The sequence below is a fragment of the Salinisphaera orenii subsp. orenii MK-B5 genome (assembly GCF_003788635.1).
Lineage (GTDB): Bacteria > Pseudomonadota > Gammaproteobacteria > Nevskiales > Salinisphaeraceae > Salinisphaera > Salinisphaera orenii.
In genome coordinates, this window is the sequence record NZ_AYKH01000040.1 from 17,013 (window position 1) to 37,504 (window position 20,492).

18 protein-coding genes and 1 tRNA gene are annotated in these 20,492 nt (G+C 68.2%); 5 read left to right on the top strand and 14 right to left on the bottom strand.

The features are described 5' to 3' along the window. Positions 1–18: 18 nt before the first annotated feature. From SAOR_RS13065 to SAOR_RS16840, 3 genes are all read left to right on the top strand, one after another. Positions 19–2,004, top strand: a complete 1,986-nt coding sequence (locus tag SAOR_RS13065) for an acetyl/propionyl/methylcrotonyl-CoA carboxylase subunit alpha (RefSeq protein WP_123631826.1) — start codon at positions 19–21, stop codon at positions 2,002–2,004. A 137-nt stretch (positions 2,005–2,141) separates the two neighbouring features. Continuing rightward, positions 2,142–2,444 (top strand): hypothetical protein, encoded by a 303-nt coding sequence (locus tag SAOR_RS13070; RefSeq protein WP_123631827.1) that lies wholly within the window; start codon positions 2,142–2,144, stop codon positions 2,442–2,444. Then, the gene (locus SAOR_RS16840) at positions 2,441–2,587 is read left to right on the top strand and encodes a hypothetical protein (protein ID WP_185015682.1); all 147 of its coding nucleotides are present in this window, start codon (positions 2,441–2,443) and stop codon (positions 2,585–2,587) included. Before SAOR_RS13070 ends, SAOR_RS16840 begins: the two co-directional genes overlap by 4 nt. Before the next feature lie 21 nt (positions 2,588–2,608). Here SAOR_RS16840 and SAOR_RS13075 read toward each other — a convergent pair. Continuing rightward, positions 2,609–2,684, bottom strand: a tRNA-Gly gene (locus SAOR_RS13075). Between the two features lie 135 nt (positions 2,685–2,819). Between SAOR_RS13075 and SAOR_RS13080 the strand changes: the two genes are divergently transcribed. Together SAOR_RS13080 and SAOR_RS13085 are read left to right on the top strand one after the other, a co-directional pair. Continuing rightward, positions 2,820–3,731, top strand: coding sequence for a TIGR01777 family oxidoreductase (locus SAOR_RS13080; protein ID WP_123589570.1), 912 nt, complete (start codon positions 2,820–2,822; stop codon positions 3,729–3,731). Next, positions 3,731–5,155, top strand: coding sequence for an FAD-binding oxidoreductase (locus tag SAOR_RS13085; protein ID WP_123631828.1), 1,425 nt, complete (start codon positions 3,731–3,733; stop codon positions 5,153–5,155). The genes SAOR_RS13080 and SAOR_RS13085 overlap by 1 nt, the downstream gene beginning before the upstream one ends. Before the next feature lie 589 nt (positions 5,156–5,744). Here the strand turns inward: SAOR_RS13085 and nuoN are convergent. Genes nuoN through ndhC form a run of 13 tightly spaced genes read right to left on the bottom strand, consistent with a single transcriptional unit; the run spans position 5,745 to position 20,455 of the window. Next, positions 5,745–7,196, bottom strand: a complete 1,452-nt coding sequence (gene nuoN / locus SAOR_RS13090; RefSeq protein WP_123631829.1) for an NADH-quinone oxidoreductase subunit NuoN — start codon at positions 7,194–7,196, stop codon at positions 5,745–5,747. Positions 7,197–7,207: 11 nt separating this feature from the next. Beyond that, entirely contained in the window at positions 7,208–8,740 is a 1,533-nt protein-coding gene (nuoM, locus tag SAOR_RS13095) for an NADH-quinone oxidoreductase subunit M (protein WP_123631830.1), read from the bottom strand. Between the two features lie 43 nt (positions 8,741–8,783). Next, entirely contained in the window at positions 8,784–10,625 is a 1,842-nt protein-coding gene (gene nuoL, locus SAOR_RS13100; protein ID WP_123631831.1) for an NADH-quinone oxidoreductase subunit L, read from the bottom strand. Further along, the gene (gene nuoK, locus SAOR_RS13105; protein WP_123589565.1) at positions 10,622–10,930 is read right to left on the bottom strand and encodes an NADH-quinone oxidoreductase subunit NuoK; all 309 of its coding nucleotides are present in this window, start codon (positions 10,928–10,930) and stop codon (positions 10,622–10,624) included. The genes nuoL and nuoK overlap by 4 nt, the downstream gene beginning before the upstream one ends. A gap of 10 nt (positions 10,931–10,940) precedes the next feature. Continuing rightward, positions 10,941–11,486 (bottom strand): NADH-quinone oxidoreductase subunit J, encoded by a 546-nt coding sequence (nuoJ, locus tag SAOR_RS13110; RefSeq protein ID WP_123589564.1) that lies wholly within the window; start codon positions 11,484–11,486, stop codon positions 10,941–10,943. A 9-nt stretch (positions 11,487–11,495) separates the two neighbouring features. Then, positions 11,496–12,044: an NADH-quinone oxidoreductase subunit NuoI gene (gene nuoI, locus SAOR_RS13115; RefSeq protein WP_123631832.1), complete on the bottom strand. Its 549-nt coding sequence runs from the start codon at positions 12,042–12,044 to the stop codon at positions 11,496–11,498. Positions 12,045–12,090: 46 nt separating this feature from the next. Continuing rightward, on the bottom strand, positions 12,091–13,068 hold the full coding sequence (nuoH, locus tag SAOR_RS13120; RefSeq protein WP_123631833.1) for an NADH-quinone oxidoreductase subunit NuoH: 978 nt from the start codon (positions 13,066–13,068) through the stop codon (positions 12,091–12,093). Beyond that, the gene (gene nuoG, locus SAOR_RS13125) at positions 13,068–15,752 is read right to left on the bottom strand and encodes an NADH-quinone oxidoreductase subunit NuoG (RefSeq protein WP_123631834.1); all 2,685 of its coding nucleotides are present in this window, start codon (positions 15,750–15,752) and stop codon (positions 13,068–13,070) included. Before nuoG ends, nuoH begins: the two co-directional genes overlap by 1 nt. A gap of 5 nt (positions 15,753–15,757) precedes the next feature. Next, positions 15,758–17,086 carry an NADH-quinone oxidoreductase subunit NuoF gene (gene nuoF / locus SAOR_RS13130; RefSeq protein ID WP_123631835.1) on the bottom strand — a complete coding sequence of 443 codons (1,329 nt, stop codon included), beginning with the start codon at positions 17,084–17,086 and terminating at the stop codon, positions 15,758–15,760. Next, entirely contained in the window at positions 17,086–17,556 is a 471-nt protein-coding gene (gene nuoE / locus SAOR_RS13135; protein ID WP_185015683.1) for an NADH-quinone oxidoreductase subunit NuoE, read from the bottom strand. The genes nuoF and nuoE overlap by 1 nt, the downstream gene beginning before the upstream one ends. After that, positions 17,553–19,301 (bottom strand): NADH-quinone oxidoreductase subunit C/D, encoded by a 1,749-nt coding sequence (gene nuoC / locus SAOR_RS13140; protein ID WP_123631836.1) that lies wholly within the window; start codon positions 19,299–19,301, stop codon positions 17,553–17,555. Before nuoC ends, nuoE begins: the two co-directional genes overlap by 4 nt. 10 nt (positions 19,302–19,311) lie before the next feature. Beyond that, the gene (locus tag SAOR_RS13145; protein WP_123589558.1) at positions 19,312–19,959 is read right to left on the bottom strand and encodes an NADH-quinone oxidoreductase subunit B; all 648 of its coding nucleotides are present in this window, start codon (positions 19,957–19,959) and stop codon (positions 19,312–19,314) included. Between the two features lie 46 nt (positions 19,960–20,005). Continuing rightward, entirely contained in the window at positions 20,006–20,455 is a 450-nt protein-coding gene (gene ndhC, locus SAOR_RS13150) for an NADH-quinone oxidoreductase subunit A (RefSeq protein ID WP_123589557.1), read from the bottom strand. Positions 20,456–20,492: the final 37 nt, after the last annotated feature.

A 20,492-nucleotide genomic window follows, 5' to 3' on the forward strand; every position in this document is an offset into this window, starting at 1 on the left:
GAGCCCGGAGGCCCGCGGATGCGCGCCCTGAACAAACTGCTGGTGGCCAACCGCGGCGAGATCGCCGTACGGCTGATCCGCGGCGCCCGGGCGCTCGGCTGGTCGAGCGTCGCGGTGTATTCCGAGGCCGACGCCGACGCGCCGCACGTGGCGCTCGCCGACGAGGCCGTGTGCATCGGCCCGGCGCCGGCGGCCGAGTCCTATCTGTCGATAGCGCGGCTGATCGAGGCGGCCCGGGCCACCGGCGCGGATGCCGTGCACCCGGGCTACGGCTTTCTGGCCGAGAACGCCGCCTTCGCGCGCGCGATCGAGGACGCCGGTCTCGTCTTCGTCGGCCCGGCCCCCGACGCCATCGCGCTCATGGGCGCCAAGCGAGCGGCCAAGCAGCGCATGATCGAGGCCGGCGTGCCCTGCGTGCCGGGCTACGAAGGCGCGGCCCAGGACGATGACGTGCTGTGCGCCGAGGGCGAGCGCATCGGCGTGCCGATCATGGTCAAGGCCTCGGCCGGCGGCGGCGGACGCGGCATGCGTCGCGTCGAACGCATCGCCGATCTCGCCTCGGCGATCGCCTCGGCGCGCTCCGAGGCGGCCTCGGCCTTCGGTTCCGACGAGCTGATTCTGGAGAAGGCGGTCACCGGCGCGCGCCACGTCGAGATCCAGGTTCTGGCGGATCACCACGGCCACGTCATCCATCTCGGCGAGCGCGACTGTTCGGTACAGCGGCGGCATCAGAAAGTCGTCGAGGAAGCTCCCTCACCGGCGGTGGACGCCGCGCTGCGAGCGCGGATGGGGGCCGCGGCCGTGGCGGCGGCCCGGGCCATCGACTACCGCGGCGCCGGCACGGTGGAATTCCTGCTCGAGCCCGACGGCGCCTTCTACTTCATGGAAATGAACACGCGCCTGCAGGTCGAGCATCCGGTGACCGAGATGGTCACCGGGGTCGATCTGGTCGCCTGGCAGCTGCGCATCGCCGCCGGCGAGCCGCTCGCGCTGGCGCAGGATGCGATCCGCTTCGAAGGCCATGCCATCGAAGTGCGGCTGTGTCTCGAGGACGTCACGCAGGACTTCATGCCGGCGACCGGCACGATACACCGTTGGCGCCCGCCGGCCGGACCGGGCGTGCGCGTGGATCACGGCCTGGCCGACGGGCTGGTCGTCTCGCCGCATTACGATTCCATGGCCGCCAAGCTCATCGCCACCGGCGCCACGCGTGACATCGCCCGTCGACGCCTGATCGGAGCGCTGGACGACACGCTGCTGTTCGGGCCGACCAGCAATCGCGATTTTTTGCGCCGTATCCTGGCGCATCCCGTCTTCGCCGGCGGCGACTTCGATATCGGCTTCGTCGAACGGCACATGGCCGACGCGCTGGAGCGCGAGCGCCCGCCGGCGCTGCACCGCGCGCTCGCGGCGGCCGCGATGCATCATCAGGAGGCCGTCGCCCTGGCCGACAGTGCCGGGCTCGACGCCTCGCTGCTGGGCTGGCGCAGCGCCTATGCCGACGAAGCACCGATGATCCTGGATGACGGCGAGACCCGCCATGCATGCCGGCTCGCCTGCGACGGCGCGGGCCGCTACCGCGTATGCGTCAATCAAGCGTGGATCGAACTGGGGCTGACCGCATCCGCGGACACGCGGCTGGACTGGCACCACGCCGGCGTGCATCGACGCGCCCATGCGCTTCGGCACGGGGCGTGCCTCTGGCTGGCCGCCGAAGGCGTGACCCTGGCCTATGAGGACGTGTTGCGTCGTCCGCCGGCCTCGGCCGATGCGGCCGGCGACGGTCGCACGGTCGCGCGCATGGACGGCCGCATCCAGCGTGTGGACGCGGTCGCGGGCCAGTCGGTGCGCGCCGGTGACACGCTGCTCGTGCTCGAGGCGATGAAGATGGAGTTCGTCGTGGCCGCCGACGTGGACGGCACGGTCGAAGCCGTCCACTGCCGGGCCGGTGACCAGGTCGCCGCGCGCCAGTTGTTGCTCGTGATCACGCCCGACACGGCTTGATTGCGCTGTTGAACCGATGGCGCCGAGTCGTGGCGGGCGGCATTTCCGCCCGGCGAGTCGTACGGACGAGCTCTGGTCTCGCGGCGCTGTCGGGGCTGATGCTCCTGTCCGCCTGTGCGAGTTCCCGGATTGAGGCCGTGGTCGACCCGGCACACGCGGACACGCGCTACGACGGTTTCATCGTCTACGCCGCCTTCGACGATGTCGGCCTGCGCATGCGCTACGAGCGCGCGCTGTGCGCGCGCCTGATCGCCGCCGGCCATGCCTGCACGACCATGATCGCGGCCGCGCCGCCCACACGTGAACAGGACGCGGCCAGCCGCCACGCCGCCAGCCGCAACAGCGGCGCGCAGGCGACGCTGCTGATCGAGTTCGCCGAGGTGACCGGGGATGCGCGTCGTCTGTTGGCCGGGGGCGCCCCGGCTACGAGATCCGTGTGATCGACAACAGCGCCCAGACCGTGGCGCAGCTGATCAGCGTGGCCGGTCGACGCGACGGCAGCCCGTCGCAGCGGGCCACCGAACTCGCCGATGCGGTCGTCGCCGGTCTGCGTTCGGGAACGCTGCTTTACGAGCGTCCGTGAGGCTTCGACAGACCCGTGAAGTGGAGCGGCGGACGAGATTCGAACTCGCGACCTCGACCGTGGGAGGGTCGCGCTCTACCAACTGAGCTACCGCCGCACAGGCGCATTGATAACCCGATACGGCGATGCTTTGCAAGTACGGCGTTGGCATGGCGCAACGCGGCGGCCCCGGCGCGCGTATATTGCTGGAACCCTGTTCCGCCGCCGCGCTCCGCGTTGCTAGAGTACGACCATGAAGACAGCACTCATCACCGGGGGTACCGGCTTCATCGGCCGGCATCTGTGCGCCGATCTGCGGTCGGACGGCTGGGCGGTCACGGTGGCCACGCGCGATGCCGAGGCGGCCGAGCGCGTGCTGCCGGCCGGCGTGCAGCCGGTCGAGTCCCTGACCGCGGCCGATCCGGCCGACGCGGTGATCAATCTGGCCGGCGAGAATCTGGCCGGCGGGCGTTGGACCGAGGATCGCAAGCGGGAGATGCGCGAGAGCCGCCTGCGGATCACGCGCGAGCTCACCGACGTCATCACGCAGTGGGAGACGCCGCCCTCGGTGCTGGTCAGCGGTTCCGCCGTGGGCTACTACGGCGCCCGCGGCGATGACGTGCTCGACGAGGAGGAGCCGCCCGGGGACGAGTTCCAGTCGGAACTCTGCCTGGCCTGGGAGCAGGCCGCGCGCCGCGTCGAGGGCGCCGGCATCCGCTTGTGTCGGATTCGTACCGGCATCGTGCTCGGCGCGAACGAAGGGGCGCTGGCGCAGATGCTGCCGCCGTTCCGGTTCGGACTCGGCGGCCATTTCGGCAGCGGTCGGCAGTTCATGCCCTGGATCCACATCCGGGACGAGATCCGCGCGATCCGTTTCCTCATGGCCGAGCCGGGCTGCAGCGGGGCCTACAATCTGACCGCGCCGGAGCCGGTCAGCAATCGCCAGTTCAGCGCCACGCTGGCCCGGGTGCTGCACCGGCCCAAGATCGCCTGGGTGCCCGGCCCCGTGCTGCGGCTGATGCTCGGCGAGATGGCACACCTGCTGCTCACCGGCCAGCGGGCGGTGCCTGCAGCGCTCGAGGCGGCCGGTTTCGCTTTCGAATATCGTCACCTGCAGCCGGCGCTCGCCGATCTGCTGACGGACGATCCAGCGCGCGCGGCCTGATGGCGGCACGGATTCTGGAGGCGCTCGCCGGCGTGGTCGGCGCCGACGAGGTGCTGACCGGCGACGCGGCGCAGCCCTATTTGCAGGAATGGCGGGGCGCCTTCCAGCCGCGGGCGCTGGCGGTCGTGCGGCCCGCGGACACGGCCATGGTGGCGGCGGTGGTCCGGGCCTGCATCGACGCCGACTGCGCGATCGTGGCGCAGTCCGGCAACACCGGCCTGGTCGGCGGCTGCGCCGCGGACGATGCCCGCCGGCACGTGATTCTGTCGCTGGAGCGGCTGTCGGCGGTGCGTGGCATCGATGTCGACAACGCGACCCTGACGGTCGAGGCCGGCTGCACCCTGGCGGACGCGCAGCGCGCGGCCGCCGATGCGGGCCTGTATTTCCCGCTGACCCTGGCCTCGCGCGAGCGCTGTCGCATCGGCGGCAACCTGGCCACCAACGCCGGGGGGTTGAATGTGGTCCACTACGGCAACACGCGGGATCTCGTGCTGGGGCTGGAAGTGGTCACGGCCGACGGGCGTGTCTGGGACAATCTCACCGGGCTGCGCAAGGACAACAGCGGCTTCGATCTCAACGATCTGTTCGTGGGCAGCGAGGGGGCGCTGGGCATCATCACCGCGGCGGTGTTCAAGCTCCACTCGCCGATCGTTCAGCAGTCTGTCGCCCTGTTCGGGCTCGACACGCCCGCGCAGGCCGTCGGCGTGCAGCGGCGGCTGACCGCGGCCTCCGGTCACAATCTCACCGGCTGCGAACTGATGTCGCGCCAGGCGGTGGCGCTGGCCTGCGCGCACATCGAAGGCTGCGCCGAGCCGTTCGAAGCGGCCTGCGACTGGTATCTGCTGGTCGAGCTGGCGAGCTCGGCCTCCGGCGACTGGCTCGCCGCCGCCCTTGGCGGCGCGATTGCGGATCTGCGCGCCGAGGGCATTGTCCGCTCGGTGCGTGTGGCCGCCGACGCCGCCGGCGCCCGCGATATCTGGCATCTGCGCGAATCACTGCCGCCGGCCCAGGTCGCCGAAGGCGCGTCGATCAAGCACGACATATCGCTGCCGGTGTCGCGCCTGCCGGCGTTTCTGGATCGCGCCCTGCCGGCCGTGCGCGAGGCCCTGCCCGGCGTTCGGCCCTGCCCCTTCGGCCACGTCGGCGACGGCAACCTGCATTTCAATCTGTCGAAGCCGGCCGGGAGCGACGATGCGGCCTTTCTGTCCGAGACGGCCCGGGCGAACGCCGTGGTCCACGACATCGTCGCCGAGATGGGCGGGTCCTTCGCCGCCGAGCACGGGATCGGCCGTCTGAAGGTCGCCGCACTCGCCCGCTACAAGCAGCCGGTCGAACGCGACATGCTGATCGCGATCAAACGCGCGCTGGACCCGGACAACCGGCTGAACCCGGGCGCGGTCGTGGATCTGGACGCTCCGAGCTAGGGTCTGTTAACACGCCATGGCAGGTCGCGGCACGGCGCTTGTCCCGAAGGGTGGAGCCTCAAATCGCGCACTGCGGCGTTGCCAGTCTTGATCGTGGCGCGCCACGTTCCGACTCGCGCCTTGCAGCCCACGGTGTACGGTATCCAACGCGGGGTGGATTGCCGGCCCGGCGGCTATGACAACGATTGACCCGCCAGCGGCGCTTTTCGTGCACGCGCATGTCGCGTTGGCGCACAGCTGGTGGCGGCCGCATCGGCCCTGGAATGCGGGCGCGATATGAGTCCCCGTGGGTGCGCCCGCTGCCGGGCGCCGTCGCGGCGTCGATGCATGCGCGCGATCAGCGGCGAACCGAACGCGCTCGGGGCATGGGCCGGTCGATGCCCTGGCTGGATCGCGGGCGATGGCCGGAAGCTTCTCGCCCCGCTGCTTCGTGAAAAGCTCCTGCGTCGACGGCTCGCTCCGGGGCAGGGCCGGCGCGGCGCCGGCCACCGCGCGCCGGCTTCGCCGACCGTGACGATCACTACGGGTAGCCCGACGCCGAAAGTCCGGCATCCGCCCCTCGCCGCGAATTGCGACGGTCGCGCGTGGTCTAGCCGCCGTTCATCACCGCGGCGTCGACGAGCGCGATCAGCGGCTGCGGATAGATACCGAACAGAATCACCGCGGCCGAGAGTAGGAGCACCATGATGCCGCCCGACTGCTGTCCCCAGCCGGAGACCGCGTCGCGGCGGCTCTGGCCCGGCTCGACTAGATACAGGATGATCATCACGCGCAGGTAGTAGTACAGCCCGATCCCGCTGCCGATGACGATGCCGCCGACCAGCCACCACAGCCCGCTCTGGACGCCGACCGCCAGGGCGTAGAACTTGCCGATGAAGCCGGCGGTCATCGGGATGCCGGCCAGCGACAGCATCATCACGGTCAGCACCGCGGCCAGATAGGGCCGGCGCCAGAACAGGCCGCGGTAGTGGTGCAGGGCGCCCGCGTCGGTGCCGGAATAGGGGCTGGACACCAGCGTCACCACGCCGAACGCACCCAGCGTCGTGGCGACATAGGTCGCCAGATAGATGCCGACGGTTTCGATGCCGAGCTCGCCACCGGCCACCACTGCGGTCAGCAGATAGCCCAGATGCGCGATCGACGAATAGCCGAGCAGACGCTTGATGTTGTTCTGACGCAGCGCCAGCAGATTGCCGATCAGCATCGAGGCCAGGGCGATGACCCCGATCAGCGTCAGCAGCCAGCCGTCGTCGGCCGGCGGTGCGAGGCTGAAAAAGCGTGCGAGCAGCGCGAACACGGCCACCTTGCTGACCGTGGCCAGAAAGGCCGAGACTGGGCCGGGTGCGCCTTCGTAGACGTCCGGCGTCCACAGGTGGAAGGGCACGAGCGAGAGCTTGAACGCCAGCGCGACCACCATCATGCCGACGCCCGCGAGCATCCAGGTCGAGCCGACCCCGTCGGTCGCGGCCTCGGCGAGCTCGGCGAACACCAGCGTGCCCGAGGCGGCGTAGAGCAGCGCCATGCCGAACAGGAGAAAGGCCGACGCGGCGCCGGAAAGCACCATGTACTTGAGGCCGGCCTCGAGCGAAATCCGGTCGCGATAGGTATAGGCGACCATGCCGTAGAGGGGTACCGACAGCAGTTCGAGGCCGATGAACAGCGAGGCCATGTGGCGGGCCGCGATCAGCGCCAGCGCACCGCCGGCCGAGCACAGCAGCAGGACGTAGAATTCCTCGCGCCGGTCGGGGAGCGTCTCGAGATAGGCGTGCGCCAGGGTGGAGCAGGCCAGCGACGCCACCAGCACGATCGCGCCGAACAGGACCGAATAGTTGTCGATGATGAACAGCGGCGTCACCTCGAGCGGGGTGACCTGGAGTACGCCCAGCAGCGAGATGAGTGCGGCGTTCAGCCCCACGACCGTGATCGTCGCCGCAGTGAAGTGATGGCGGCCGACCGCGATGGTGCCGATCACGGCCACGATCGTCGCGCAGATGATCAGCAGCGGCGCGAGCGCGATGACGTTGGTGAGGAAGTCGTTCATGGCTTATTCGCTTACGGCGTCGGGGACGCGGAGACGGGTGCGGCGAACCAGTGGTTGACCTCGGTCATGGCGGTCTGCGAGACGTCGAGCACCGACTGCGGATAGAGCCCCACCAGCAGCGTCAGCACGAGCAGCAGCAGCATCATGCTGTATTCGCGGAAATCGAGCCCGCCGAGCGACGTCTCGGCCGCGGGCGTGCCCCAGTACACCCGATGCATCAGCACCAGCGAGTAGACCGCGGCCAGCACGAGGCCGAAGCTCGCGATCACGACCACCCAGGGGAAGGCCTGATAGGCGCCGAACAGGATCAGGAATTCACCGATGAAGTTGCCGGTGCCCGGCATGCCCAGCGACGCCATCACGAACACGAGCGCGAAGCCGGGCAGTGCGCCCATGCGACCGAACAGGCCGCCCATCTCGCGCATGTTCCGGGTGTCGATGCGCTCGTAGATCTGGCCGGAAATGATGAACAGCCCCGCGGCGGAGAAGGCGTGCGCCACCATCTGGGCGATCACACCCTGCAGCGCCAGCACGCTGCCCGAATAGATGCCGATGAGCACGAAGCCCATGTGCGAGATGCTGGAGCAGGCGATCAGCCGTTTGACGTCGGTCTGGGCGTAGGCGAGCACCGCGCCGTAGTAGATCCCGAACAGACCCAGCGCCATCGCCACCGGCGCGAACTGGGCCGAGGCTTCGGGAAACAGCGGAATGGCGAAGCGCAGCATGCCGTAGGCCGCGGTCTTGAGCAGGATCCCGGCCAGATCCACCGAACCGGCGGTCGGCGCCTGGGCGTGGGCGTCCGGCAGCCAGCCGTGCAGCGGCACCACCGGCAGCTTGACCGCGAAGGCGATGAAAAAGCCGAGCATCAGGACATAGGCCAGCGGACCGTCCAGAGGTGTCTCCCGCAGCACCATGTAGTCGAAGGTGAAGGTGCCGGTCTGGCCGTAGTGGGTGAACACCAGCCCCAGAATCGAGACCAGCATCAGCAGGCCGCTGGCCTGGGTGTAGATGAAGAACTTGACCGCCGCCGAGATGCGCGTATTGCCCTTCGAACCGCTGTGGCCCCACAGCGCGATCAGGAAATACATCGGGACCAGCATCATCTCCCAGAAGAAGAAGAACAGGAACAGATCCACGGCCAGGAACACGCCGATCACGCCGCCGATGATCCAGAGCAGGTTCAGATGGAAGAAGCCGATGCGGTTGGTGATCTCCTGCCAGGAACAGATCACCGCGAGCGCGCCCAGAAAGCCCGTCAGCGTGATCATGATCAGCGACAGGCCGTCGAGCGCCAGATGGAAGGAGATGCCGAAGCGATCGATCCAGGGCAGCTCGAACTCGCGGGTCCAGCTCGGCGAATCGCCGACGGCCCCGGGCAGCGAGTAGTCGCCGGTCAGCCACAGCCACAGCGAGAGCACGAGCACGATCCCCATGGTGGCGAGCGCGATCCAGCGCGGCACCTGGGACGGCGCGTGCCGGCTTTCCAGCTGCCAGCAGAGCAGGCCGCCGATGAAGGGGATGAACAACAGCCAGCAGAGGATCATCGGAGGTCCTTGAACGCGGTGATCGACATCATCATGCGCACCCCTAGCCGAACATCAGCGCCGCGAGCAGCGCGGTCGCGCCGGCCAGCACCGTGAGCGCATACCAGCGCAGGCGGCCGGTCTGAGTGGAGGACAGCGCGCCGTTGAGCGCCAGTGCCAGCGCGGGCACCGTATTGATGATCGAATTGATCCAGTCGCGCCGGTGGACGCGCGTGAGCATCAGATACGGGCGCACGAACGCGCGGTCGTACAGGCGATCGAAACCCCAGGCCTCGTGCCAGAGACGCCAGAGCGCCGTACCCCGCGGCGTCTCGCGGAGATGCCGCGCGGTCTCGCGGTTGCCGAGGAACAGCGCCGCGGCGGCGCCGAGGCCGACGATCGCGACGACACTCGACAGGATCTCGACCGTCAGCTTGACCCAGCCGTGGCCGCCACCCTCGTGGCCCGGCAGCACATCCGCCAGCGGCGGGTGGATCCAGGCCCCGACGAAGGTGGAGAGCACGGCCAGCACGATCAGCGGCAGGTGATGGGCCACGCCGCGGCCGGCGTGGGCCTGCGTTCCGGCTTCGCCGTGGAAGGCGATGAAGATCATGCGGAAGGTGTAAAGCGCGGTCAGGAAGGCGCCCGCCAGCCCCGCGAACCAGAGCACGTAGTGGCCGTTGGCGAACGACAGCCAGAGGATCTCGTCCTTGGAATAGAAGCCGGCGGTGATCAGCGGCAGCGCGGCCAGGGCGGCGCCGCCGATCAGGAACACCGCGTAGTCCAGCTTGAGCGTCCTGCGCAGCCCGCCCATCTTGAAGATGTCCTGCTCGTGGTGGCAGGCGATGATCACCGAGCCCGCGGCCAGGAACAGCAGCGCCTTGAAGAAGGCGTGGATCATCAGATGGAAGATCGCCGCATCCCAGGCGCCGGCACCCAGCGCCAGGAACATGTAGCCGATCTGGCTCATGGTCGAATAGGCCAGCACCCGCTTGATGTCGGTCTGGCACAACGCGGCGAAGCCGGCCAGCAGCAGGGTCAGCGCGCCGATCACGCCCACCAGCATCAGCGCGATCGGGGCGAGTTCGAAGATCACGTGCATGCGCGCGATCAGATAGACGCCCGCGGTGACCATGGTGGCCGCATGGATCAGTGCGGAGACCGGCGTCGGGCCCGCCATGGCGTCGGGCAGCCACGTCTGCAGCGGCAGCTGGGCGGACTTGCCGACCGCGCCGCCGAGCAGCATGAGGGCGGCGAATGTGGCCATCGGGTCGCCCTCGGACCAGAGCTGCGGCGCGGCCTCGAGGATGCGCTGGATGTCGAGCGTGCCGAAGGCCGCGAACAGTGCGAACAGACCGATCGCCAGGAACACGTCGCCGATGCGGGTGATGATGAAGGCCTTGAACGCGGCCCAGGCGTTGGCCTCGTCGCGATAGTAGTAGCCGATCAGCAGATAGCTGCACAGGCCCACGCCTTCCCAGCCCAGGAACAGCAGCAGCAGGTTCTCGCCGAGCACCAGCAGCAGCATGCTGACGACGAACAGGTTCATGTAGGCGAAGAATCGCCCCATGCCCGGGCCGCCCGCCAGGTCCTCGGTCATGTACCAGGCGGCGAACAGGTGGATGAGAAAGCCCACCCCGGTGATCACGCCGAGCATGGTCAGCGACAGGCCGTCGAGATACAGCGAGATGTCGGGCGTGAAGTCGCCCACCGCGACCCAGGTCCACAGGGTCACGGCCTCGCTGCCGCCGTCGAAACCCAGGATCAGCAGGCCGGTCATCAACGCGGCCAGGCCGATCGAACCGGCGCCGATGGCGGTTGCCGCGCGATCGGGCATGCGCGGCCAGAACGACAGCAGCAGCGTGCCCGCGAGCGGAAAGGCGATGGTCAGGGCGAGCATGTTCATCCGTGCATCTCGCTGGCGGCGTCGATGTCGGTGGTCTTGAACCGTTTCTGCAGCTGCAGCAGCAGCCCCAGGCCGATGCTGGCCTCGGCGGCGGCGAGCGTGATCACGAGAATGAACATGATCTGGCCGTCCGGCTGGCCCCAGCGCGTGCCGGCGACGATGAAGGCCATGCCGGCGGCGTTGAGCATGATCTCGAGGCACATGAGGACGAACAGCGTATTGCGCCGCACGGCCAGGCCGACCAGGCCCAGCACGAACAGCAGCGCGGCCAGCGCCATGCCGTGCTCCAGCGGTACTCCGTTCATCGTCGTCTCCCTATGACTTGCGCGCGTTGCGGCCTTCACGGGCCGTCTTGACGTGATCCGGCGGGCGTTCCTCGCGGCCCAGATGCGCGGCCACGACGAGCGCGGCGAGCAGCACGAACGCCGCCAGTTCCACGACCAGCACGTACGGGCCGAACATCTGCATGCCGATCTCGCGCGCGTTCAGCGGCGTGCCGTCGATGTGGGCGCCGGACTCCACGCCGCCCAGCGCCACGGCCACCACGCCCAGCAGCACGAGGCCGAGTACGCCGGGTCCGGCCCAGAGTCTGGGCGCCAGCCAGCTGCGTTCGCGCTGGGTCGTCTCGGCGTTGAAGTTGAGCATCATCACCACGAACACGAACAGCACCATGATCGCGCCGGCGTAGACGATCACCTCCAGCGCGGCCGCGAACGGCGCGCCCAGCGCATAGAACACCACCGCCACCGCGAGCAGCGACGTGATCAGGTAGAGCAGCGCATGCACCGCGTTCGCGCAGGTGATCACACGCATGGTGGCGGCGACGGCGACGATGGCGGCAGTATAGAAGGCAATTTCCATGATCGTCGCCTACGGCAGAAGGGTCTTGACGTCGACCGGCTCGGCCTCGTTGACGGCCTCGCCCTTGTCCTTGCCGCCGACGGCCATGCCGGCGACGCGATAGAAGTTGTAGCCGGGCCGCTTGCCCACGCCCGAGATCAGCAGGTCGGATTTCTCGTAGACCATGTTCTGACGGTCGAACTCGCCCATCTCGAAGTCGGGGGTGAGCTGGATGGCGTAGGTCGGGCAGGCCTCCTCGCAGTACCCGCAGTAGATGCAGCGCGAGAAATTGATGCGGAACGTCTCCGGATACCAGCGGCCGGTCTCGTCCTCGGTCTTGACCACGCTGATGCAGTCCACCGGGCAGGCGACGCTGCACAGGTTGCAGGCCACGCAGCGCTCGGCGCCGTCCGGGTCGCGCGTGAGCACGATGCGGCCGCGGTAGCGCGGCGGCAGATACGGCTGCTGTTCGGGATACAGGATGGTGTCCCGCTTGCGGAAGGTGTGCATGAACGTCATGCCGATGGTGCGCAGGACACTCGACGTGGCGTTCCATGCGGTCTGTGCGGCGTTCAGCATAGTCGGCTCGACGAACGGCGAAAACGAGGGTGACGGGGCGACGTGCTCATGCCATGGCCACCACGACGGCGCCGGTGATCGCGACGTTGACCAGCGCGATCGGCAGCAGGATCTTCCAGCCGAAGCTCATCAGCTGGTCGTAGCGGGGTCGTACGGTCGCCGCGCGCAGGAGCACGAAGAAACAGACGAAGAATCCGGCCTTGAGCGCGAACCAGACGAAGCCCGGCAGGATCGGCCCGAGCCAGCCGCCGAAGAACAGCACGGTGATCAGACAGGAGATCAGCACGATGCCGAGATACTCGCCCACGAAGAACATGCCGAACTTCATGCCCGAGTATTCGGTGTGGTAGCCGGCGGTCAACTCCTGCTCGGCCTCCGGCAGGTCGAAGGGCGCGCGGTGGATCTCGGCGCAGCCGGCGATCAGAAAGATCACGAAGGCCGGAAACTGCGGGATGATGTTCCACATGCCGGCCTGAGATTCGACGATGACGCGCATGTCGAAGCTGCCGGCCAGCAGCACGACGCCCAGCAGCGACAGGCCCATGAAGACCTCGTAGGAGATCATCTGCGCGGCAGTGCGCATGCCGCCCAGCAGGGCGTACTTGTTGTCGGAGGACCAGCCGGCCAGGATCACCGAATACACTCCGAGCGAGCTCATCGCCAGGATGAACAGCAGGCCGATGTTCAGGTCCACCACGCCGATCGTCTCGGTGAAGGGGACCACCGCGAATGCCATGATCGTGGTGAACATGATGATCGCGGGCGCGATCACGAACACCGTCTTGTCCGCGAACGGCGGGATCCAGTCCTCCTTGAAGAAGATCTTGATCATGTCCGCGGCCACCTGGAGGATGCCGAACGGGCCGACGCGGTTGGGGCCGTAGCGGTCCTGCCAGACGCCCAGCAGGCGCCGTTCGACCCAGATCAGCAGGGCCGCGGCGATCACCACGGCCAGCAGGATCGCGATGGTCTCGAACGCGGTCAGCGCGATGTCGAGCAGCTGATCGAAGGACAGGCCGAACATCAGGGGGTGACCTCCGCGGGCAGGCGCAGGCCCTGCAGGCCCTCGAGGCCCACGGGCACGCCGACGGTCCGCTCCGGCAGGCTCGGGTCTATGCGCACCGGCAGGGCGTGGCGCTCGGTGCCGATGACCAGCTCCAGCGTCTCGGCGCCGGTCACGCCGAGCGCCTTCGCGCTTTCGGGGTTGAGGCTGAATTCGGCCGGCGGCGTGCGTTCGGCGATCGCCGGGGCCCGGGCCGACTGCGATTCGCTGCCGAAGATGTGATAGCAGGGTACGGCCTGCCAGCCGGCAACGCGCGTGATCGCGGCCGCGGCGTAGCCGTTGCCGTCGCCGCCGGGCCGGATCAGGCGCACGCCCGGATCGCCGCCGCGCAGGTGGCCGCCGACCTCGTCCTGGAAGCGCGTGATGGCCGCCTGGTTGGAATCCCAGCCCGGTGTCCAGGCATAGGACATCAGCGAGCCCGGCGTGTTGGAGCCCTGATAGCCCTCCATCGAGAAGGCCAGCGGCGAGTCCGGATCCTGTTCCGGGCGGCGCTCGCGCACGTCGACGTTGGCGTAGAGCGCGGTGCGGCCGGAAAAGCGATGCGGGCTGCGCGGAAAGCGCATGCCGTCCTTGCGGAAGCTCTGCCCCGGGGCGGCGTTCTCGATGCCGGCGAACTGCGGCATGTCGGCGACGATCGCCGCGATCAGGTCGTCCATGCCCTGCCAGCCGGTGGGCTTGCCCAGGCCGCGTTCGAGATCGGCGCACCAGCGCCAGCCCTCCTGTAGCGGCGCGTCCGGGATGAAGACCTGGAAGAACCGCTGTGCGCGGCCTTCGTTGTTGATCAGCGTGCCGTCGGCCTCGGCGAAGCTGCCGGCCGGCAGCACGTAGTCGGCGTTGGCGATGGTCGCGGTCATGCTGTGGTCGAGTACGACCACGTTGCGCGCGGCCTTGATGGCGGCGTCCACCCGGGCCTTCTCCGCCCGCTCGTAGAGGTCGTTCTGCATCACCACGAGGGTGTCGGCGCGCCGGCTCTCGATCGCCTCGAGGGCGGCGTCCACGTCGGGCGCGTCCATCATCGCCAGGCCGAGGCTGTTGGCTTCACTCAGGGTGAGGAACAGGCCGGCGTCGTCGTGCGCCGACGCCAGCGCCCGCATGGCATTGCCCGCGGCGTGCAGCACGGCCGGATCGCCGAGGCTCGTGCCGGCGACGATCAGCGGCTTGCGCGCGCCCTTGAGCGCGGCGGCGATCCGCTCGGCCTGGGCGCGGGTGGCATCGTCGATGTCGTCGGGCAGCGGGGCGTCGCCGTCGAGCGCATGCGCGACCGCGAACCCGAGTGCGGCGATGCCGGCCGGGCGGTCGCGGAAGCACGCCGTGGCCACATCGTCCAGGCGCGTGGCCATCGGCGTGGCCAGATACATCGGGCTGTAGAGCTGCTGGCCCTCGTCGCGCACGGCGCGGGCGTGCCATTTCGGGATCTTGGCGGCCTCGGCCAGGTCGAGGAAGTTGTTGCGTACCGACTGCCGCAGCGACAGGGCCAGCCGCGGCGCGACCTGGGTGACGTCCTCACCGAGCACGAGCACCGCATCGCAGGATTCGACCTCGCGCAGCGTCGGCAGTCGGCCGGCGTGCTCGCGCAGCAGACCGAGGGCCGCGCGGCTGGCCTGCGCGTCGGGCGCGCTCATGCCGTTGTGAAAGCCGTTCTCGCCGACCAGATGCCGCAGGGCGAAGTTGTCCTCGAGCGAAGCCCGCGGCGAGCCCACGCCGACGATGCCGTCGGCCTCGGCCAGCGCGTCGCGCAGATCGGCGAGCATGACGTCCATGTCCTGCGGCTCGAGCACGCCGTTGGCGTCGCGTTTGAGCGGCTGGCGCGGCCGGTCCTCGCGATTGACGAAACCGGCGCCGAAGCGGCCGCGGTCGCAGAGGAAGTAGTGATTGATCTCGCCGTGGTAGCGGTTCTGGATGCGCTTGAGGATGCCCTGGCGCGAACCCGGGCTGGTGTTGCAGCCCAGCGAGCAGTGGGTGCAGATGCCGGGGGCGTTCTGCATGTCCCACTTGCGGGTGTAGGTCGCGCCCAGCGTCTTGTCTGTGAACACGCCGGTCGGGCAGACCTCGACCAGGTTGCCGGAGAATTCGCTGTTGAAGGGGCCGTCGGCCTCGCGCCCGAAATACACGTTCGAGTGCGAGCCGAGCACGCGCAGGTCGTCGCCGTCGGCATAGTCGCGGTAGTAGCGCACGCAGCGGTAGCAGGCGATGCAGCGGTTCATCTCGTGGCTGATGAACGGGCCGAGATCCTGATTGCGATGGGTGCGCTTGGGCCCGCGATAGCGCCGGCGCGTGTGCCCGGTCATCAGGGTCATGTCCTGGAGGTGGCACTCGCCGCCTTCCTCGCAGACCGGGCAGTCGTGCGGGTGGTTGATCATCAGCCACTCGACGACCTGGGCGCGGAAGTCGCTGGCCTCGGTGTCGGCCACGGAGAAGCAGCCGCCATCGCTGGCCGGCGTCATGCAGGCCATCACGATCTGGCCCTGGTCGTCGTTCTCGTCCTTGTACTGCTTGACCGCACACTGGCGGCAGGCGCCGACGCTGTGCAGCTCCGGATGCCAGCAGAAGTAGGGCAGGTCGAAACCCTTGGAGAGCGCGACCTTGAGCAGGTTGTCGGTGTCGTCCACCTCGTACTGCTTGCCGTCGATCGTGATCGTTGCCATGCCGATTAAACCTGGGAGTTCGAGGCCGTGTTCGCCGGCTCGGTCAGCGACAGCGTATCGCTATCGTCCGGAATCAGCGCGGCGAGCTCGTCGCGGAAGTACTTGAGGCCGGATTCGAGCGGGCCCATCGCGCCCGGCGCGTGGGCGCAGAAGGTCTTGCCGGGGCCGAGCAGCTTCGTGTGCAGTTCCAGAAGCTCGATGTCGCCGGGGTGGCCCTTGCCGGCCTCGAGGTTGGTCAGGATGCGCTCGACCCAGGGCAGCCCGTCGCGGCAGGGCGTGCACCAGCCGCAGGACTCCTGGGCATAGAAATGCTCGAGGTTCTTCAGCACGCCGACGATCGGGGTCGTCTCGTCCATGACCACCATGGTGCCGGTGCCCAGGCGGCTGCCGGCCGCGCCCACGCCCTCGTAGTCCATGGGGGTATCGAGATGGTCCGCGGTGAGCAGCGGGGTCGAGCCGCCGCCGGGCAGCAGCGCCTTGAGCCGACGGCCCTCGCGGATGCCGCCGAAGTGTTCCAGCAGGTCACCCATCCGGGTGCCCAGCGGCATTTCCGCCAGGCCCGGCCGGTTGACGTGGCCGGAGGCGCCGAACAGCTTGGTGCCGCCGTCCTTGTGTGCGCCGAGCTGTTTGTACCAGTCGGCACCGTTGCTGACGATGTGCGGCACGTTACAGATCGTCTCCACGTTGTTGACCGTGGTGGGCTGGCCGAACAGGCCCGAGGCGGCCGGGAAGGGCGGCTTGTGCCGGGGCACGGCCCGGCGGCCCTCGAGCGCGGACAGCAGCGCGGATTCCTCACCGCAGATATAACGCCCGGCGCTCATGTGCAGATAGATCTTGAGGTTGTAGCCGCTGCCGAGGATGTCGTTGCCGAGATAGCCGGCCTCGGTGGCCTCGTCGATCGCCTTCTGCAGGCGCCGCTGGCACTCCACGTACTCGCCGCGCAGGAAGACATAGGCGATGTCCGCGCCGATGGCGTAGCTCGAGATCGCCATCGCCTCGATCAGCTGGTGCGGATCGCCCTCCATGAGCAGGCGATCCTTGAAGGTGCCCGGCTCCATCTCGTCAGCGTTGATCACCAGATACACATGCGCCGGGCGTTCTTCGGGGCGTTCCTCGAAGCGGGGCATGAACGACCACTTCATGCCCGTCGGAAAGCCCGCGCCGCCGCGGCCGCGCAGGCCGGCCTCCTTGACCAGTTCGCCCACCTCGGTCGGCTTGAGCTCGGCGAGCGTCTTCTTGAAGGCCTCCCAGCCACCGGCCGCCTCGTATTCGGCGCGCCAGACCGGCTCGCGGCCCTCGCGGATGTTGCGGGTGAGTACCCGGGTCTCGTCCATCACTTGTACTCCGCCAGGATTGCGTCGACGCGATCGGGCGTCAGCCGGCCGTGATAATCCTCGCCGACCCGCATCGACGGGCCGTTGTCGCAGTCGCCCAGACAGCAGATCGGCAGCAGCGTGAAGCGGTCGTCCGGCGTGGTCTGGCCGAACTCGATGCCCAGCGTCTTCTTCAGATACGCGAGGATTTCCTCGTAGCCGGTCAGATAGCAGGAGATCGAATCGCAGATCATGATCACGTGCCGGCCCACCGGCTGGCGAAAGATCAGGTTGTAGAAGGTCGCCACGGCTTCCATCTGCGTGGGTGTGACGCCGACCACGACCGCCGCGGCCTCCAGCGCCTCGTCGGAGACCCAGCCGCGGTGCTCCTGCACGATCTTGAGCGCCTCGATGGTCGCCGCCCCCGGGTCCTCGTAGAGGCTCATCTCGTGACGGATGGCCTCGATTTCGGTCTGGCTGAGTTCGATCATCGGTCCACGTCCGCCATCACGAAGTCGATCGAGCCGATGATCGCGACCAGGTCGGCCACCAGGCCGCCCTGGGAGATCAGCGGGATCTGCTGCAGGTGGGCGAAGCTCGGCGTGCGGATACGGGTGCGGTAGCTCACGGTGTGCTTGTCGGAGATGCTGTAGTAGCCGTTCAGGCCCTTGGTGCCCTCGACCATGGTCGCCGACTCCATCGCCGGGACGACCGGGCCCCAGCTCACGGTCAGGAAATGCGCGATGAGCGTCTCGATGTCCTGCATCGTGCGTTCCTTGACCGGCGGCGTGGTCAGCGGATGGTCCGCCTTGTAGTCGCCGGCGGGCATGTTCTTCATGCACTGCTCGATGATGCGACAGCTCTGGAACATCTCCTCGATGCGCACGTCGAGCCGATCCTGACAGTCGCCGTTGGTGCCGGTCGGCACCTCGAAGTCGAAGTTCTCGTAGCCGGAGTAGGGGCGGGCCTTGCGCAGGTCGAAGTCCACGCCGGTGGCGCGCAGCCCGGGGCCGGTGATGCCCCAGTCGATCGCCTCGTCCTGCGAGTAGGCGCCGATGTGCCTGGAGCGCTCGATGAGCACGCTGTTGCGCGCCATCGCCTTCTTGTACTCGGTCAGGCGCGTCGGGAACCAGTCCAGGAACTCCTTGACCTTGCGATCCCAGCCGTTGGGCAGGTCCATGGCCAGGCCGCCGATGCGGAAGAACGCCGGATGCATGCGAAAGCCGCAGATCGCCTCGATCACGTCGTAGGCCTTCTGGCGGTCGGAGAACATCCAGAAGATCGGGCTCATGGCGCCGATGTCCTGGACGTAGGTGCCGAAGAACATCAGGTGACTGGTGATGCGGAAGAACTCGCAAAGCATCACCCGCGCGACCTTGACGCGCTCGGGCACCTCGATACCCAGCACCTTTTCTAGGTTCATGACGTACGGCAGCTCGTTCATCACGCCGCCGAGATAGTCGACTCGATCCGTGTAGGGGATGTAGGTGTGCCAGGACTGGCGCTCGGCCATCTTCTCGGCGCCGCGGTGGTGATAGCCGATGTCCGGCACCGAGCCCACGATTTCCTCGCCGTCGAGCTGGAGCACGATACGAAACACGCCGTGCACCGAGGGATGGTTCGGGCCCATGTTGAGGAACATGAACTCCGTGTCCTCGGATTCGCGCTTCATGCCCCAGTCCTCGGGCTTGAACTGCAGCGCGTTCTCCTCCTCGTCCTGGCGCTTGGGGTCGAGATGCAGCGGCTCGAACTCGGTCGCCCGGGCGGCGTGGTCCTTGCGCAGCGGATGCCCCTGCCAGGTCGGCGGCATGAGAATGCGGCGCAGGTTCGGGTGCCCGTCGAAGGTGATCCCGAACATGTCCCAGACTTCGCGCTCGTACCAGTTGGCGTTGGGCCAGATGGCGGTGACGGTCGGGGTGTTCAGGTCCTGGTTCGACAGCGCGACCTTGATGCGGATCTCGGCCACGGGCGACAGGCTGAGCAGATGATAGACCACCGTGAAGTCGGCGGCCGGCTGGTTGGGGCGGTGTTCGCGCACGCGCTCGTCGATCGCGGTCAGATCGAAGAGCATGCGATAGCGCGGGGTGGCGCCCTGCTTGAGGAAGGTCAGGACATCGCGGATCCGGTCACGTCCGACCCAGAAGGTCGGCATGCCGTCCGCGGTGATCTGCGGGTGCAGCGTGGATTCGCCGAAGCGATCGACGAGTTGGCGCTGGATGTCGACGGTATCGAGCATACAGCCCCCGTCAGACCTCGTCCGGCGTGCGCAGCACGTCGGCCTGGCCGCGTTCGGTGCGCTTGCGATCGCGCATGGAGATCTTCGGCGCCCGGGTCACGCCTTGCGGCCCGATCATCCACGATAGCGGCCGCTTCTCGGACGAGATCGACTCCTGCAGCAGCAGCAGCCCCTCGAGGAAGGCCTCCGGGCGCGGCGGGCAGCCCGACACATACACGTCGACGGGCAGGAACTTGTCCACGCCCTGGACCACGGAATAGATGTCGTACATGCCGCCGGAGTTCGCGCAGGAGCCCATGGAGATGACCCAGCGCGGCTCCATCATCTGATCGTAGAGACGCTGGATCACCGGCGCCATCTTCAGAAAGCAGGTGCCGGCGATGACCATCACATCCGACTGACGCGGGGTGGCGCGGATGACCTCCGAGCCGAAGCGTGCCATGTCGTGCGGCGCGGTAAGGGCCGTGGCCATCTCCACGTAGCAACAGGACAGGCCGAAGTTGAACGGCCACATCGAATTCTTGCGGCCCCAGGCGATCATGTCGTCGAGCTTCGCGGTGACCACGTTGCGGGCCAGCGCGTCCTCGAGGGTGCCGCCGTCCTGTCCGGCGGAGCCCGGCTTGGGGTTCTTGTCCGTACTGCTGAGAGACCAGGCCATTACAGACCGTCCTGTCGATGTTCGAATTGGAGCGCGGCGGCGCGACTCACGTGTCGCGCCCCGAGAGGTTGCGCCGCCGATTGTTCTCGATCGCGGCCAGGCGATACTGGCGCGGCGCGCGTGGCGCCCAGTCGAGTGCGCCGATGCGCCATTCGTAGATCAGCCCCAGCGTGAGGATGCCGAGGAAGAACAGGAACGCGCCGTAGCCGGGCCAGCCCAGATCGGGCGCCGCGATTGCCCAGGCGAAGATGAACACCACCTCGAGATCGAACAGCACGAAGATGATCGCCACGAGATAGAACTTCGCCGAGAAGCGCATGCGCGCGCTGCCCGTGGGTTTGATGCCGGATTCGTAGGGCTGATTGCCGAGCCGCGAACTGTGGCGGCCGCCCAGCACCGCGGAAATACCCAGCATCGCCAGAATAAGGCCGATGGCGCCGGCCGTGAAGAGCAACAGGGGCCAGAGCACGACGGCTTGTTCGGTGGCGGCTTCCATATGGGTTCCCCATTGTACGCCAGCCGTCCCGCACCGG